The organism is Pseudomonas sp. EL_65y_Pfl2_R95 (assembly GCF_963971045.1).
Classification (GTDB): Bacteria; Pseudomonadota; Gammaproteobacteria; order Pseudomonadales; family Pseudomonadaceae; genus Aquipseudomonas.
In genome coordinates, this window is the sequence record NZ_CAXAOV010000001.1 from 1004315 (window position 1) to 1020134 (window position 15820).

General features: G+C 54.6%; 13 protein-coding genes. 4 read left to right on the forward strand and 9 right to left on the reverse strand.

Going from position 1 to position 15820, the window contains the following annotated elements:
• Positions 1-8: 8 nt before the first annotated feature.
• The 4 genes from AACY09_RS04750 to AACY09_RS04765 all read right to left on the reverse strand — a co-directional run bounded on the left by AACY09_RS04750 (position 9) and on the right by AACY09_RS04765 (position 8204).
• A complete protein-coding gene (locus tag AACY09_RS04750) occupies positions 9-2756 on the reverse strand; it encodes a LuxR C-terminal-related transcriptional regulator (RefSeq protein ID WP_339486353.1) in 2748 nt (915 codons plus the stop codon).
• Between the two features lie 198 nt (positions 2757-2954).
• Positions 2955-4328: a DUF1329 domain-containing protein gene (locus AACY09_RS04755; RefSeq protein WP_339486354.1), complete on the reverse strand. Its 1374-nt coding sequence runs from the start codon at positions 4326-4328 to the stop codon at positions 2955-2957.
• Positions 4329-4358: 30 nt separating this feature from the next.
• Entirely contained in the window at positions 4359-6290 is a 1932-nt protein-coding gene (locus AACY09_RS04760; protein ID WP_339486355.1) for a DUF1302 domain-containing protein, read from the reverse strand.
• Positions 6291-6521: 231 nt separating this feature from the next.
• Complete coding sequence (locus AACY09_RS04765; protein WP_339486356.1) at positions 6522-8204, reverse strand: fatty acid--CoA ligase; 1683 nt, start codon at positions 8202-8204, stop codon at positions 6522-6524.
• Between the two features lie 194 nt (positions 8205-8398).
• On the opposite strand from AACY09_RS04765, the gene AACY09_RS04770 reads away from it, so the two are divergent.
• Positions 8399-9574 (forward strand): acetyl-CoA C-acyltransferase, encoded by a 1176-nt coding sequence (locus tag AACY09_RS04770; RefSeq protein WP_339486358.1) that lies wholly within the window; start codon positions 8399-8401, stop codon positions 9572-9574.
• 65 nt (positions 9575-9639) lie between these two features.
• On the opposite strand, the gene AACY09_RS04775 is transcribed toward AACY09_RS04770, so the two are convergent.
• The gene (locus AACY09_RS04775) at positions 9640-10269 is read right to left on the reverse strand and encodes a LysE family translocator (protein ID WP_339487080.1); all 630 of its coding nucleotides are present in this window, start codon (positions 10267-10269) and stop codon (positions 9640-9642) included.
• Between the two features lie 76 nt (positions 10270-10345).
• Between AACY09_RS04775 and AACY09_RS04780 the strand changes: the two genes are divergently transcribed.
• Together AACY09_RS04780 and AACY09_RS04785 are read left to right on the forward strand one after the other, a co-directional pair.
• Positions 10346-11311 (forward strand): 2-hydroxyacid dehydrogenase, encoded by a 966-nt coding sequence (locus AACY09_RS04780; protein ID WP_339486359.1) that lies wholly within the window; start codon positions 10346-10348, stop codon positions 11309-11311.
• Between the two features lie 30 nt (positions 11312-11341).
• Positions 11342-12340 carry a class I SAM-dependent methyltransferase gene (locus AACY09_RS04785; protein WP_339486360.1) on the forward strand — a complete coding sequence of 333 codons (999 nt, stop codon included), beginning with the start codon at positions 11342-11344 and terminating at the stop codon, positions 12338-12340.
• A gap of 78 nt (positions 12341-12418) precedes the next feature.
• On the opposite strand, the gene AACY09_RS04790 is transcribed toward AACY09_RS04785, so the two are convergent.
• From AACY09_RS04790 to AACY09_RS04805, 4 genes are all read right to left on the reverse strand, one after another.
• On the reverse strand, positions 12419-13234 hold the full coding sequence (locus AACY09_RS04790) for a M48 family metallopeptidase (protein ID WP_339486361.1): 816 nt from the start codon (positions 13232-13234) through the stop codon (positions 12419-12421).
• Positions 13235-13361: 127 nt separating this feature from the next.
• Positions 13362-13979, reverse strand: coding sequence for an SOS response-associated peptidase (locus AACY09_RS04795; RefSeq protein ID WP_339486362.1), 618 nt, complete (start codon positions 13977-13979; stop codon positions 13362-13364).
• A 61-nt stretch (positions 13980-14040) separates the two neighbouring features.
• Positions 14041-14301: a putative signal transducing protein gene (locus AACY09_RS04800; protein ID WP_339486363.1), complete on the reverse strand. Its 261-nt coding sequence runs from the start codon at positions 14299-14301 to the stop codon at positions 14041-14043.
• Positions 14301-14483, reverse strand: a complete 183-nt coding sequence (locus tag AACY09_RS04805; protein ID WP_339486364.1) for a CPXCG motif-containing cysteine-rich protein — start codon at positions 14481-14483, stop codon at positions 14301-14303. The genes AACY09_RS04800 and AACY09_RS04805 overlap by 1 nt, the downstream gene beginning before the upstream one ends.
• Before the next feature lie 155 nt (positions 14484-14638).
• Here AACY09_RS04805 and AACY09_RS04810 point away from each other — a divergent pair, with 155 nt between their 5' ends.
• The gene (locus AACY09_RS04810; protein WP_339486365.1) at positions 14639-15802 is read left to right on the forward strand and encodes a 1-acyl-sn-glycerol-3-phosphate acyltransferase; all 1164 of its coding nucleotides are present in this window, start codon (positions 14639-14641) and stop codon (positions 15800-15802) included.
• Positions 15803-15820: the final 18 nt, after the last annotated feature.

The following is a 15820-nucleotide window of genomic DNA, read 5'->3' on the forward strand; positions in this document are numbered from 1 at the left end:
GCGTGTGTTCAGAGCAAGCCTAAACTGTTAGCCCGGGCAACAGCCTGAGTGCGCCGCTCTACGCCCAACTTACTGTTGATATGCCGGGCATGGGTCTTAACGGTGTGCAGCGAGATAAACAAGCGCTCGCTAATTTCCTGGTTCGAGTAGCCCTTGGCAATCAACTCAAGTACTGCCTGTTCGCGGCCACTCAACGCCTCAGTGAGGCCTAGGTTCTCAACCGTCGCCTTAGGCAAGGTATCTTGCGCTGGCAACATCGCCAGCAAAGCCGCATTGATGGGATTGCAGGCCCCAACCATGAGCTGCTCGCGGAACCATTTGGGCCGATGCACCACAAGTTCATCAAACTGCAGCAAGCCCCCGCCAGCTGCCATAGCTAACGCACTACTTAATTGCAGTTGTGCTTCGCGCTCGCGCCCACCGTGGAGTAAAAGCAAGGTCAACTGCACCTGGGCAAACGAGCCGATGTTCTGCCCACCAGCGGTTTGTGCCCGTTCAATTAAAACCTTCAGACGGCGCTCCGCTTCACCCATATCCCCTTTAACACGCGTAAGAACCGCCAGATGGTAATCAATGTGCAGCGCCAGTTGTGGGTGGTACTCAGGGGCTGTAGCCCCCTGCCCGGCCCCATAGGTTTCGTCCAAACGCTCAAGCCAGGCTTGAGCTAGGTCAGCTTGGCCTTGACGCAACCACAGCTCGCATTTGATCAGGGTAATCATCGCCAGGTAATAAACCGGGGGGACATCCCAGATGTGCATCAGCCGCTCCGCATCACTGAGCAATACAAAGGCCTCTGAGAGACGCCCTTCCCGGCCTTCTTGACTGGCTAAAACGCAATAGCCGATCAACACACTGATGTCGCGACAGGCGCGGGCCTCTCGAATCCCGGCGCGCAAATGAGCGTCGGCTTGCTGCGGCTGCAAACGCAAAGAGAGCAAGGTGCCCTCATAGAGTTTTAATCTGGCGCGAGCCGCATAAAAGCGATGCGCCGGGAAATCACGTAGCAGCTCTAGACCCTGACGTGTTTCTACCAGTGCACGTGAAACTTCACCGCGGGCTTGCAGTACTCTGGCGCGGTCGTAGTAGGCAAGCGCCTCAAACAGTGGATTACCAATGCGTTGGGCAAGCTCCAGTGCTTCACGATTAAGGCCACGTGCGCGCCATAAATCGCCTTGTACTATGGCCAGATTGGCCAACATCGACAGGCAGGTAAGGCGTGGGCCGTAGCGCTCATGAGACAAGCCAGCCAAAGCAGCGGTACAGAACTCGATGGCGCGTAAACTGTCACCACGCCCGCGAGCAATAACACCGCTGATCGCCAGCCATTGCGCCACCAATTCCCGCTGCTGCACTTCTGAGGGTGCAGGTAGAAAACGGCTTAGCTGCGCGGCAAGTTCCTCAGCAGCGTCGAGCTGACAGGCCAGTGCCAACGCCCAGCTATACAGTAGTATCAGTCTCGAGGTACTGCTCAGTAAGTGATCGGGTAAGTCCATCTTCCAGCGCAATAGTGCTGATACATTTTGCTCAGCCAATAATTGCTCTTCTGACAGGCTCTGCACCAGGTTTGCGGCAACATCCGGCTGACCCGCTTGCAGCGCCTGTTCAATGGCTTCATCAAGCAGGCCTTGGGCGCTGAACCAACGGCATGCACGCAAATGCATATGGGCAACATTTCGCTCCGCGCTTTGCAAGGGACGCGCTCGCAACAAATCAGAAAACAAATGATGGTAGCGAAACCACTTACCCTGCTCATCGAGCGGCACCAGAAAAACCTGGTGTGTTTGCAGATGCTCGAGAATGCTCGCACTGTCACGGCTATCACGTATCACATCGCAAAGCTCAGCGCAGAATCGATCCATACTCGCAGTGTCATACAAAAATGCCTGAACCTCAGCCGGCTGACGTTCAATAACCTCCTCAAGCAAGTACTCGCGTATCAGCCCTTGCGCGCCATGAGGCACCGCCATGACATGTTCCAAGTCAGTCAATTCGCCCGCGTCTTTTGCCGCCAGTAACCATAAGCGAAGCCCCGCAATCCACCCCTCGCTGCGGACACACAATTCGGCAAGGGCTTGGCTAGGCAAACTCGCCCCCTGACGACTGAGCAATTGGCTGATTTCATTTTCCGTCAGCCTTAAGTCCTGCTCGTTCAGCTCCAACAATTGCTGCGACAAACGCAAGCGTGCAAGGTGCCAGTCAGGGCGCTGGCGACTCGTCACCAAGAGCAGCATTCCATCGGGTAAGTGATTCAGCAGAAATTGCAGGCAACGATCAAGGACCGCTCCCTGAGCCAAGTGATAGTCATCCAGCACCAGCAATAAGGGCTGACGCGGATCCAAAACCAGGGTTAGCTCATCAAGAAAAGCATCCAGCCACTCTTCAAAAGCAAAGGGCTGGTGGCGCTGGCGCATCTTCAATAAACCGAGTGCCTCATCGCCAATATTCGAGTAATGCTGTTGCAACCCCAATAGCAATCGCTCGAGAAACTTGCCAGGGTCGCTGTCACGTTCGCTTAAACCCAGCCACAGGTTTTGCCAGTTACTCGGTAAATGCTCACAAAACTCAATGGCCAAGGAGCTCTTACCGAAACCGGCAGGCGCAGATACCAACAGCAATCGGCCGTGTAGCCCCTGCTCAAGTCGCTGGCACAGGCGTGACCGGGCAATATGCCCTTCAGGCAACGGAGGCCTGTAAAAGCGTAATTCCCCTTGAGCGGTGATGCGAGATGAGCCAGGCAGGCTGGATAAATCGGTCATGTGCCAGTTCTTGGATTAGTTAGGTCAGCAATCTACACGACATGCCACCAGACTAACGGCTTGCTCCAGTCATTTGAAGCCCTTAGGTGTTACCGCACATAAACCAGGCACCTCTCCATGGCTTACGTTCACATCAGCGCTCAGGTTCAAGTCAAAAAAAACCGGCACTTGGCCGGTTTCTTTATCAACGCGATACGCTTAGCGCACACCCGCCTGACGCAATGCCGCTGGGGTGAAATCACTCTCAGAGGCTTTGAAGTTGAAGTTGTAAGCTTGCTTCTCTTCGTTCTTCATACCCAAGGCCAAGTAACGACCCGATAGCAGGTCATACAGGGTTTCCAAGGTGTACCAAGGCACCTGATGGTTGTAGTAGTACTGCGAATGCGCTTCCGCTACACGCCACAGTGTGCCACGGCCATCATAATGGTCGATGACTGCCGCTTGCCAAGTATCTTCATCAATGAAGAAGTCACGCTTGGCATAGATATGCCGCTCGCCCTTTTTCAAGGTGGCAGTGACATGCCATACGCGGTGCAGCTCGTAACGCGTCAGGTCCTGGTTGATATGACCCGGCTTGATGATCTCCGAATACTTCAGTTTCGGCGAGTCGAGGTCATAGCTGTTGTAAGCGATGTACTTTTCTTCCTTGCCAACCAAGTTCCAGTCATAACGGTCAGGGGCGCCGTTATACAGGTCAAAGTTATCAGAAGTACGCAGACCGTCGGCCGCGGTTCCCGGACCGTCATACGACACCTGTGGTGCACGGCGCACACGACGCTGCCCGGCGTTGTACAGCCAAGCCAAACGCGGCTCTTTTACCTGGTTAAGGGTTTCGTGAACCAACAGCACGTTACCGGCCAGACGCGATGGTGCTGTGACCCGCTGTTTAAAGTAAAACAGCACGTTGCTTTCTTTACTTGGGTCGTAATCGGTCAAGGAATTGCGAAAGGTAAACTCATCCTGGAAATAGACGAGAGAGTAAGAACCGTTCTGTTGCGGCGTGGCTTGGGCAACGACCCGCTGAATACTGCCACCGCGGTAACGGGTAATGTGGTTCCAGATAACTTCAAGACCACTTTTAGGGATCGGGAACGGGTTAGCGGTATCGAAGTTCTCCATACCGTTGCCACCTTCAATCAACTTGGTATTGATGGCGTTTTTCTTGGTTGCGTCAATGATTTTGGCCGGCACGGTTGCTGAGCGATGCGTGGTGTAAACCGGCATCTTGTAGGTGGTTGGATAGCGCTTGAACATCGCAATCTGACCTGGGGTCAGGTTAGCTTTGTACTGATCCATATTTTCAGCAGTAATGGTGAACAGCGGCTTTTCACCCGCAAATGGATTAGACAGAAACCCGCCGCCGTCAACCGTACCGGCGTCCTTTGGCAATCCACCCGTCCAAGCTGGAATTGTGCCAGCCGCATTCCCGGCCATTTCAGCGCCGATTGGGGTCAGACTGGTGCCAAGCTTTGCAGCTTCTTCAGCAGAAACTGCAGCGAGCACGCTGGTGGACATCAAGCTCAGGGCAAAAACCATTGCACTGGTATGAAGTAAATTTTTTGTTGTTTTCATAAAAACAGGCTTCCTTTAAATCTGAGTGCCTTAGAAGTTCATACCGAAGCTAAGCGCGGCAAAGTCGCGGTCCGCCTGAGTGCTGTAGTCACCACCAAAAAAGCTGGTGTAGGACAGGCCTGCGGTGTAGGTGTTCTGGTATTCAGCATCCAACCCCAGACTCACAGCTTTACGACCTTCTTCAAAGTTCGCGCCTGGACCCGGGGAATAACCATCAACGTCATGCGACCATGAAATGCTTGGTTTGAGGTTGATACCCACTAAGGCATCTGGGTAATCCCAGATTGCCCGGGCGCGGTAGCCCCAAGAGTCAGCCGTTGTGAAACCGTCATTATCGCAATAGCGACTAACATTCTTGGCATTCGGGTCACCCAAGGTGCCAGCGTTCAGTGCCTGACAGGATGGAGCACCGCCAATGGTCCCAGGCAGAGCACCGGGACCGAAGATTGGGTCACGGCCATAGCGCGTGTCGCTAGTGCTCTCAAGCCCACCGACGTGAGTCCAGCCAATTTCACCAACCAGAGTCAAACGGCTGGCGCCCATCACCTGGTCAATAAAGTGGGTAAAGGTGGTTTGCAGTTGAGTGATTTCTTTGCGGCGGTAACCTTCCAGGTCCTGACCGGCCTGACCATCCAGCAATGAAGCGTTGTCGTATACAGCATTGCCGCCGATGCTGATTGGGTTCAAGCCTGCATAGAGAATGTCAGTGGTGTTGAGCTGAACAGGCGCATTTGGCCGATAGCTCAACTCACCGCTCCATGCGGTACCCGTAGGCAAGGTCGTCGAGAAACTCAAACCATACAAGCGAATGTCTTCTGGATATTCAATGTAATAACTGCTGTTACCCGCTGTGGCGGCTGCAGCCAAACGTGCGGCGGTTGATGGGCCAACCAGGCCTGCGGCAGAGGTCGCCACCGAGTTGATGGTGTTAACCGCATCCACCGAGGCACCCGTGCCGCTGAAGATAGGCAGGCGGCTGTGGTAATTCATGAAGTAGGCACCGAACTCAGTGTCTAGCTGATCGGCAAAGTAACGAAACGCCACGCCGTACTGACCGCTGTCTCGAGCGTCTCGGTCGCCACCACGTGCGACTACCAGGCCTTCGTTCCACGGTGACGGCGTCACACCCAAGCCCGCGCCGCCAAGAATGCTATTAATCAGGTTGATCGATGCCGGGTCGTTGGACAGTACCGCCAGGTTCTCATCGCAACCATCGGCCACTACGTCCGGCTGAGAGAAGAACGTGCCGCAGTTATCAACCACGGTCTGGTCCCACTCCAGCTGATAGAAGGCTTCCATCGACAGGCTGTCGGTCAGGCTCTGTGATACGTAGAACATGTTGACCGGAATCAGACCTTCCTTGATCTCTGCGCCAGGGCGGCGGAAAGCGGAAACGTCTACCGGGTTGATCGAGTTGATCGAGTTCTGGATAAAGGTACTTTCACCCCAGCTCACAACCTGCTTACCCAGACGCACAGTGCCCGGCTGATTACCGATGGCATAGTTGTGGTAAACGAAGGCGTCGAGGATTTCAGCACCGGATGCCTGGGCTGCGTTCTTGCGGTTGTGGTCATCGATATCTTTGAAGAGGCGGTCTTCGTCCTTCAATTCGAAGTCATACCAATACTTGCCGCGCACAAACACGCCGGTATCGCCGTACTTCAACTCAAGGTCGTGGATACCCTTGAAAATCTTGGAAAAGGTTTCGCCACTCTTAAAGTTAAGGCGCGAATCGTCTGAAGTTTGCGACAGCCCCCGACCACCGTTGTTAACGCCGATGAGGTCTTTATCAGGGCTTTCAGTCGACCAACTGGCACCTACTGAAAGTGAGGAGTCGAATTGACCCTCAATTTCACCAATATTGAATGTCACACCAAATGCAGGTGCTGCGAGAGTAGAAGCGAGGCCGACTGCCAGAGGCAATTTCGCCAAGCGCCACTGCGGACTTATTTTTGTGGTCATCGATACAACTCCCTGGTGTTTTTATTTTTATATAGGGCCCGACTATATCCAGCGGTTTAAACAGACAGATCCCTCGAAAGTGTGATTTTGAAATCTACAACCACTCTAGACCAAGGGTTTCACCGGCTATAGGCAAACACTACCAAGGCAAGAATGGCTATAAAATCGGTATTTGCAAGCCAAAAGCCTGGCTGACTGATCAGTCACACTCAAACCTTTGGCTTACATGCACTACAGGGTCGACAGAAATTCGCTACCGGTCTCTTGCCATTGAGCGATATCCAGCCGAATTCGTTTCTTATCCAGCTTGCCGACACTGGTCTTGGGAATTTCAGTAACAACAGCAATTTGCGTTGGAATCGCCCACTTATTGATGTGGCCTTGCTCAACAAAAGGCTTGAGGTGTTCTTTAAGTCCTTTTGCATCCAACTGCTGACCTTCATGCAGCACTAACAAGGCAAAAGGACGCTCACCCCACTGCGGATCAGCGACACCCACCACTGCCACTTCACGGACAATGCTGCTACGGCTGATAAGGTCTTCAAGGGCGAGTGATGACAACCATTCACCCCCGGTTTTGATCACGTCTTTAATCCGGTCGCGGATATCGATAACGCCCATACCGTCAATTGTTGCGACGTCGCCGGTATGCATCCAGCCGTTTTCCCACAACTCTTCGCCTTTCTCCGGCTCACGGAAGTAGCCTTGAGTAAGCCATGGCGCACGCAGCACCAACTCGCCCTGGGTCTCACCGTCAGAGGGCAGAATATTGCCGGCGCTGTCCATTATCACCGCCTCTACCATTGGCACCGGAACACCCGCTTTGATGCGATAAGTGATGCGCTCATCCTCGCTGCCCGCTTGCAGTTCAGCGTTGAGGTAACCACAGGAAATCAAAGGGCAGGTTTCGGACATGCCGTAGGCAGCCGTCAACTGAATACCCGTGGCTTTTGCCGCATCGTAAACGGCGCGATTGAGCGAGCTGCCCCCAATGATCATCTTCATGCCGCCAAAGTCATGGCCTTTGGCACTTGGACTGTTGAGCAGCATTTGCAGGATGGTCGGTACGCAATGGGAGAAGGTGACTTTTTCTTCACGGATCAACTTGCACAGCAGTTCAGGCTCATAACGTCCCGGATAAACCTGTTTGATCCCGAGCATAGTCGCCACATAGGGAATGCCCCAGGCATGCACGTGAAACATCGGCGTGATGGGCATGTACACATCATCATTGCCGAGCAGGCGGATGCTATCGAGCGCGCCGACTGTCGTGCCCAGAGCCATTGTGTGAAGCACCAACTGACGATGGGTAAAGTAAACCCCTTTTGGGTTACCCGTGGTGCCCGTGGTGTAGAAGGTGGTCGCGACTGAGTTTTCATCAAAGTCAGCAAATTCATAGCTTGCACTGGCGGCCGCAAGCAATTGCTCGTATTCACCTACGCAGTTTGGAAGCGTTGTGGTTTTGATCTCGGTATCGGTCAGAAACAGGGTCTTTTCAACCGTGGTCAGCTGCTCCGCCAAGCCATTATAGAGTTCGACAAATTCACTGTTAACCAGAACAAATTTATCCTCGGCATGATTCATGGTGTAGAGGATCTGGTCGGCGGACAGGCGAATATTGATGGTATGCAACACAGCACCGATCATTGGCACCGCAAACATACACTCCAGATAACGGTGGCTGTCCCAGTCCATCACCGCGACGGTATCCCCAGCCTTGACACCGGCCTCGCTGAGAACATTGGCCAGACGCGCGATACGCTCATTGAGGGTGGTGTAGTCGTAGCGAACCTGGTCACGGTAGACAATTTCGCGAGTCTTTTCATAGCGACCACCTGAGAGCAGCAAGCGCTTGATCAATAGCGGTGATTGATGGGCGTTAGCTGCGGGTGGAATTATCCGGGTTTGCAACATTTGGCACCTTTCTACAGTGGGTCGTTTGAATTGTTATGACTCTAGAGGCCTCTAGCTGGCAGCAAATCAGTCAAAAGAATGATTTGCCACATGACTCTTTGGTCGATTCTGGTCACACGATACAATCGCAGAATATAAAAGTCACAGTTAGTCACTCAACCTGCTTGTAGTTTTTAATTTTCGAGGTAATCACCATGTCTGACATCGTCATCGTTAGCGGCGCTCGCACTCCAATGGGCGGCTTTCAAGGCAGCTTATCCAGCGTTCCAGCAGTCGAACTTGGCGCCACTGTTATCCGTGAAGCTGTCAGCCGCGCGGGCATTGCCCCAGCCGATGTAGAAGAAGTCATCATGGGCTGCGTACTCCCGGCAGGCCTTAAACAAGGTCCTGCCCGCCAAGCCTCGCTCAATGCCGGCCTGCCAAGCGCAACCGGCTGCACCACCATCAACAAACTCTGCGGCTCGGGCATGAAAGCAGTCATGCTTGCCCACGATTTACTGAAAGCAGGCAGTAATACCGTTATGGTCGCGGGCGGCATGGAGAGCATGTCGAATGCGCCCTATGTTCTCGAGAAAGCTCGCACGGGCTTGCGCATGGGCCACGGAGAGATCAAAGATCATATGTTCCTCGATGGGCTTGAGGATGCCCGAACTGGCCGTCTGATGGGCTCATTTGCCCAAGAAACAGCTGACGCGCATGGCATTACCCGAGAGCAAATGGACGCCTACGCCATCGAATCACTCAAGCGTGCCCAAGCCGCTATCAGCAACGGCTCACTGGATGCGGAGATCGTTTCGGTGACAGTCAGCAGCCGCAAAGGTGAGATCATCGTCAAAGATGATGAGCAGCCGCATAACGCTAACCTAGAAAAAATCCCAAGCCTGCGCCCTGCTTTCAAAAAAGACGGCACCATTACTGCCGCAAACGCCAGCTCCATCTCCGATGGCGCCTCGGCACTGGTGATGATGACTGCTGACGAAGCGGCCAAGCGCGGCCTCAATCCCCTGGCTAGAATCGTCGCGCACGCCACGCAGAGCCAGGACCCAAGTGAGTTCACCTTGGCGCCGGTTGGCGCAATAACGAACCTGTTCAATAAAACCGGCTGGAACGCAGATCATGTTGATCTGTTTGAGATCAATGAAGCCTTTGCCATGGTGACCATGCTGGCCATGCGCGAACACAATCTCGACCACGCCAAGGTCAATATCTACGGCGGCGCTTGTGCTCAAGGCCACCCGGTGGGCTCTACCGGCTCACGAATTATTCTGACCCTGATCAATGCGCTGAAAAACACCGGTGGCAAGCGTGGCGTTGCAGCCCTGTGCATTGGCGGCGGCGAAGCAACGGCAGTGGCAATTGAACTGCTGTAATTAATAAACAGCTAACCAAAACGCCCGGCTTTATGCCGGGCGTTTTGTATTCGGCGAGGACATTTTTAACGCAGGGATGTAAACGCCAGCTTGACGCCTAAGCCGACCAACACCACGCCCATCAGTCGGTCGAACCAGTGCCCCATGCGGGCAAAACCAGCTCGTACACGCTGCTGACTGAACAGCATTGCCACCAGACAAAACCACAGCGCCGTAGCAACGGCCAAATACACCCCGTAACCGGCCTGCACCAGTAACGGCGTGTGGGGGTTGATGATCACGGTAAACAAGGACAAGAAAAACAAGGTGGCTTTAGGGTTGAGCCCGTTAGTCACAAAACCGGTGACAAAAGCACCGCGTGCCGAGCGCTCTCCAAGAGGTTTGCCCAGATCGAGGCTCGCAGGGTCTGCCGGTTTAGCGCGCAGTGCTTTGATGCCGATATAGAGGAGATAAGCCGCAGCCAGCCACTTCAACGCGTTAAACAGTACAATCGATTGCGATACGATCAGGCCGATGCCGAGCAAGGAATAGGCAACATGAACAAAAATCCCGACGCCAACGCCAAGGGCGGTAAAGATCCCTGCCCGGCGGCCAAAGCCAACACTTTCGCGCACGACAATGGCGAAATCGGGGCCCGGACTGGCTACAGCAAGTAGATGAATCAATGCTACGGTAAAAAACTCGGCCCAATACATCGCAGTCTTCGTTCCCATGAGTCTGTTAGTCTCGCAAGACTACGCCCTTTCCATTTGCAAAATAAAGGTACAGCTGATGAGCAACAGTCACCTCGCAGTCTTTCTCGACCACAGTTCTCTTGATCTCGGTGACCTCGACATGGCGCCATTGCAGCAGGCCTTTGGCGAGCTGCGCGTACATGAACGCACTGCACCACAGCAGATCATCGAACGCCTGCAAGGTGCTCAAGTCGCCATCATCAATAAGACCGTCATCAATGCTGAAACCCTGGCGGCATGCCCCGACCTTAAGTTGATTTTGATCTCGGCAACCGGCACCAATAACGTCGACCTGAACGCCGCACGTGAACACCACGTAACCGTGTGTAATTGCCAGGGTTATGGCACGCCCTCGGTTGCTCAGCACACCTTGATGCTGTTGCTGGCCATGGCCACCCGCCTGCCGGATTACCAGCGTGATGTCGCAGCGGGCCTGTGGCAAAAATCATCGCAGTTCTGCCTGCTGGATTACCCAATCGTTGAGTTAGAAGGCAAGACGCTTGGCGTGCTTGGCCACGGTGAGCTCGGCGGCGCCGTTGTAAAGCTGGCGGAAGCCTTTGGCATGCGGATTTTGATCGGACAGATCCCTGGCCGTCCTACACGCCCTGATCGTTTACCGCTGGCTGAATTACTGCCCCAGGTTGATGCGCTCACCTTGCACTGCCCGCTGAACGCCGACACTGAAAACATGCTCGGTGCGCAACAGCTGAAACTGATGAAGCCGACCGCTTACATTATCAACACCGCACGCGGTGGTTTGATCAATGAACAAGCGCTGGCCGATACCTTGCGCAGCGGTCATCTGGGCGGCGCGGCAACCGATGTACTCACTCAAGAGCCACCAAGCGGCGACAACCCACTGCTGGCAGGTGATATTCCACGGTTGATCATCACCCCGCACAGTGCCTGGGGCAGCAAAGAGGCGCGCCAGCGGATCGTGGTACAGATGGCAGAAAATGCTCAGGCATTTTTCAGCGGTGCAGCACGTCGCGTAGTCAGCTAAGCTGCGCGGCTTTTAAATCGAGGAGCGACCATGGACCCGCGAAGCGAAGTGCTATTGCGACAGGCAGAGTTGTTTGCTGGCCCACTGCTTTTGGCAGGACTGCCCAGCGATGACTTGCTCAGGCATCTGCCCAATGCGCAGGGCTGGAGCTGGCATGCGGGCGACCATGGTCTGCTGGAAGCGCGCTTTGTCGGGCGTAACCATTTCGGTGTCAATGCCCCGCAAACCTCAGCAGAAGCGGCCGTGCTGTTTCTGCCCAAATCCCGTGAACTGACCGAGTACCTGCTCAATGCACTGGCGGCACAGTTGCCAGGGCGTGAGCTATTTCTGGTTGGTGAAAAGCGAGCTGGCATTGAACGCGCAGCCAAACAAATGGTGGCGTTCGGCAAGCCACGCAAACTCGACAGCGCCCGCCACTGCCAGCTTTGGCAAGTGCGGGTGGATAACGCCCCGCAGGCGCCTGATCTGCCTGCGTTAGCCCAACACTACAGCCTGCAACTGGATGACGGCCCATTGACCGTTGTCAGCTTGCCCGGCGTGTTTAGTCACGGTCGCCTGGATGTCGGCAGCCGGTTACTGCTTGACCACCTGGACGGCCTGCAGCAGGGGCACATGCTCGATTTTGGCTGTGGCGCCGGCGTACTCGGCGCAGCCTTGAAACGCCGTTATCCGGATAGCCAAGTAAGCATGCTGGATGTCGACGCCTTCGCGGTCGCCAGCAGCCGCCTGACCTTGGCGCAAAACAACCTTGAAGCCGAGGTTATTTGTGGTGACGGCATTGATGCCGCGCCATTTGAGCTGAGCACCGTCCTCAGTAATCCGCCGTTTCATCAGGGCGTGCACACCCATTACCACGCCAGCGAAAACCTGATGCGTCAAGCGGCCAAGCATCTCAAGCCGGGTGGTCAGCTACGCTTGGTCGCGAACAGCTTCCTCAAATACCCTCCGCTGATCGAAGAGCACCTCGGGCCCTGTACGACCCGAGCCGAGGCCAAGGGGTTTCGCATTTACGACGCACGCAAAAACTGACTGTAAGCTCGCTTCTTTGCCCATAAAAAAGTCCAGTGAACCAAAGGTTCACTGGACTCGTTAACGGCGAATCTCCAATCAGCGCTTAGCCTGCTGATACAGAGGCATCACTTTCGGAATCGCCGCTTGCAGCGAAGCAATTCGGCTGTCTGATGAAGGGTGAGTGCTCATAAACTCAGGAGGGGCACCCTCACTGGCCTTGGCCATTTTGTTCCACAGGCTGACTGCAGCGTTAGGGTTGTAACCGGCACGTGCTGCCAGTTCCAGGCCAATCAAGTCAGCTTCGTTTTCGTTGGAACGACTATTGGGCAGGGTCATGCCGTATTGCACGGCATAGTCGGTCAGGCCCATGGTGTCTTGGCTAAGTCCCAACAAGGCACCTGCACCTTGCTTGGCGATTTCAATACCGTAGGCCTTGGACATGGCTTCACGCCCATGTTCACGCAGTGCGTGGGCAATTTCATGGCCCATGACGGCAGCGATTTCGTCATCAGTCAGCTTCAGCGAGTCGATCAATCCGCTGTAGAAAATAATCTTGCCGCCAGGACCACAATTGGCATTCAGTTCAGGGCTATCAATCAGATTAACTTCCCATTGCCACTGAGCCGAGTCAGGACGAAAGTTCGGTGCCTGCTTGATCAACCGGTCGGCAATAGCTTGCAAGCGCTTGGCGTCGGCGCTGTTTTTTTCCAGCTTGCCCTTGCTTGAGGCAGCCGCCACCGTCTCCTGGTAAGACTGCGCGTAGGACTGATTCACTTCCTCGGTCGAGAGCATGCTGAACATATACTGTTTGCGATCGACGCCCACAGCTCCGCCGCTAGTGGTGTTCACAGCTTGGCATCCTGCCAGCAGCAGTGCCGCAACGAGCGCCGTTATGGGCAACGACTTTTTCATCCTGAATCTCCTTTGAATAAGGCCGCTATGCTAGGCCGCAAAGCGGCACTGAGCAACTGTCAAACATGCACATAATCTGCGGGTTTTGATGATTGTCTTAGCATAACAAATAAGCGCCAAGGCTCCATTATGCGGGCGTCAGGCACTCAGGTGCATCGAGCTTGGGGTCATTGACAAAATTAGCCAATACGCGCTCACGCAATACCGGTTGCTGGCTGTTGAGTATTTTCAGCAGTTCATCAACCGCTGTATCGGGGTCGAGCCAGAGTTGCTGCTGCGCTTCATCAAGGATCAAGGGGCGGCGCTGGCTCGCAGCGGCTTGAGTCACCACGGCGGCACTCAAATACACGGCCCCTTCAACTGGATAGGCTTCCCACAACGCGGCGAAATATAGGGTCGGGGTATCGCCAGCCAACCAGTAAGGGCGTTTACGGACAGTGCCGCGCCACTCGTAAAAACCGTTGGCGGGCAGCAGGCCACGGCGCAAGCGAAAGGCGTCACGAAACATCGGTTGATCGGCGACGGTTTCTGCCCGCGCTTGCGCTGGGGTTTTGCTCAGATCGGTCAGCCACGGAGGGGTTAAGCCCCAACGCACACGGCTGAGCACTTGCATGCCTGCTTCACGGCGTAACAACAGCACCTGAGAATTAGGCGAGATACTCCAATGTGGCTGTTGGTCCGCCGGAAAGCCAGACAACCCGGCAAATGCTGGCGACCAACGAAAAAAAGCATAACGTCCACACATGGTTTAACTCGATTGGGCAGCAGGGCACGAATTGCATGCCGGGTTTAACGTGACGAAGCGCCTAGCAGACCAACTCGCCTTGATAGCTTTCGGGCTCATCGCCCGGTAGCGGTTGCGCACCATTGTACGCAGTGATCAACTCACGTGCTTGCCCTGCCTGACGATCATTGACCATCAGACCCAACAAGCCGCTCGCCGGCAATTCTCCAACAGCCCCCGCCAGGTGACGTCCGGTGATGAACACCTCGATACCCTCGCTGGCGAGCATCCCGAGTAGTAACTCGGCCTCGATCAAGTCTTGCGGCTCATAAATCCTTTGCATTAGTCATTCTCCCCTCTGACGTCCAGCGTCCAGTCCTCACCATTGGTTGAGAGATCAAAGACAATTGGCCGACAGCACACTTCACAGTCTTCAATGTACTGTTGGTCCCCGGCAGACAGGTCAAGCAAGGCTTCAACTGTCTCCCCACAATAGGGGCATTGATAGGTCTGACTTTCGAGCATCTAAGCCTCCATGTGACTTGGGGGTATAATCGCAGGTCTATTGCAAGCCCATGCACTTACTGTTGATATGCGCCTCAATGCAGACCCGCAGAAGTTGCGGGACGTTCACTTTACAATACCGGCATTTATCCGCCGGCTAACCACATGAGATCATGATGGGCGAATTCGACTCCATCCGGCCCTACGCCGACGCAGAAGTTCCCGCCGTTTTGGCGCGCTTGCTTGCGGACGACGTATTTCTCGGCATCATCACCCAATTCCGCTTCCCGCGTTTAGCCAAGTCATTCGCTTGGCTACTTAAACCACTTATAGCCTATCGGCTGCGTAAAGAGTTTATTGGGGTCAATTCCGTCTCTGCATTGCAGGACAAAGTGGAACCCTATGTTGACCGTACCATTGAACATGCGACTGACGGCGTCACCTACTCCGGCGTCGAAGGCCTCAAAAGCGGCAGCGCCTATTTGCTTCTGGCCAACCACCGCGACATCGTGATGGACCCGGCTTTCGTCAACTATGCCGTGTACCACGCCGGCCTGCCCACGCCCCGTATCGCGATTGGCGACAACCTGCTGCAGAAGCCTTTTGTCAGCGACCTGATGCGCCTCAACAAAAGCTTTATCGTGCACCGCACAATCAGCGGTCGGCGAGAAAAGCTGGCGGCGTATCAATTGCTTTCGGCCTATATCAACCATTCCATTCGCAATGATTGCGAATCGATCTGGATCGCCCAGGCGGAAGGTCGCGCCAAAGACGGTGATGACAGAACTGACTCAGCGATCCTCAAGATGTTTCATATGAGCCGCAAGACCGAAGCCTTCGGTGATGTGATCCGCTCGCTGAAACTTACACCGGTGTCGATCAGCTACGAATATGACCCCTGCGACCTGGCCAAGGCCCGTGAGCTGTATATCCGCGCCACGACCGGTACCTATGAAAAAGCCGCGGGCGAAGATGACAAAAGCATTGGCTTGGGTATTACCGGTTATAAAGGTCGGGTGCATATCCACTTTGGCAAGCCGATTGAGCGCGACTGTGAAGACAGCAAACAACTGGCGATGGAGATGGACAGGTGCATTCTCGGTGACTACCGACTCTTCCCTGTCCATTATCTGGCGTATGAGATGTGGGCAGAGCAAGACCCGCAACTCCAAGTGCCGGCAGCACTTGAGTTATTCAGCAAAGACGAACTTACTGCGGCTAAAGACCAGTGGCGCAAGCGTCTGGCGGCCTGCCCAACTGAACAGCAGCCTTATTTGATCCTGCAATACGCCAACCCGGTGCGCAATCAGTACCGGGTCAAAGCAGGCTTGGCGCTGTAAGCCAAGGCGCTGAATTGA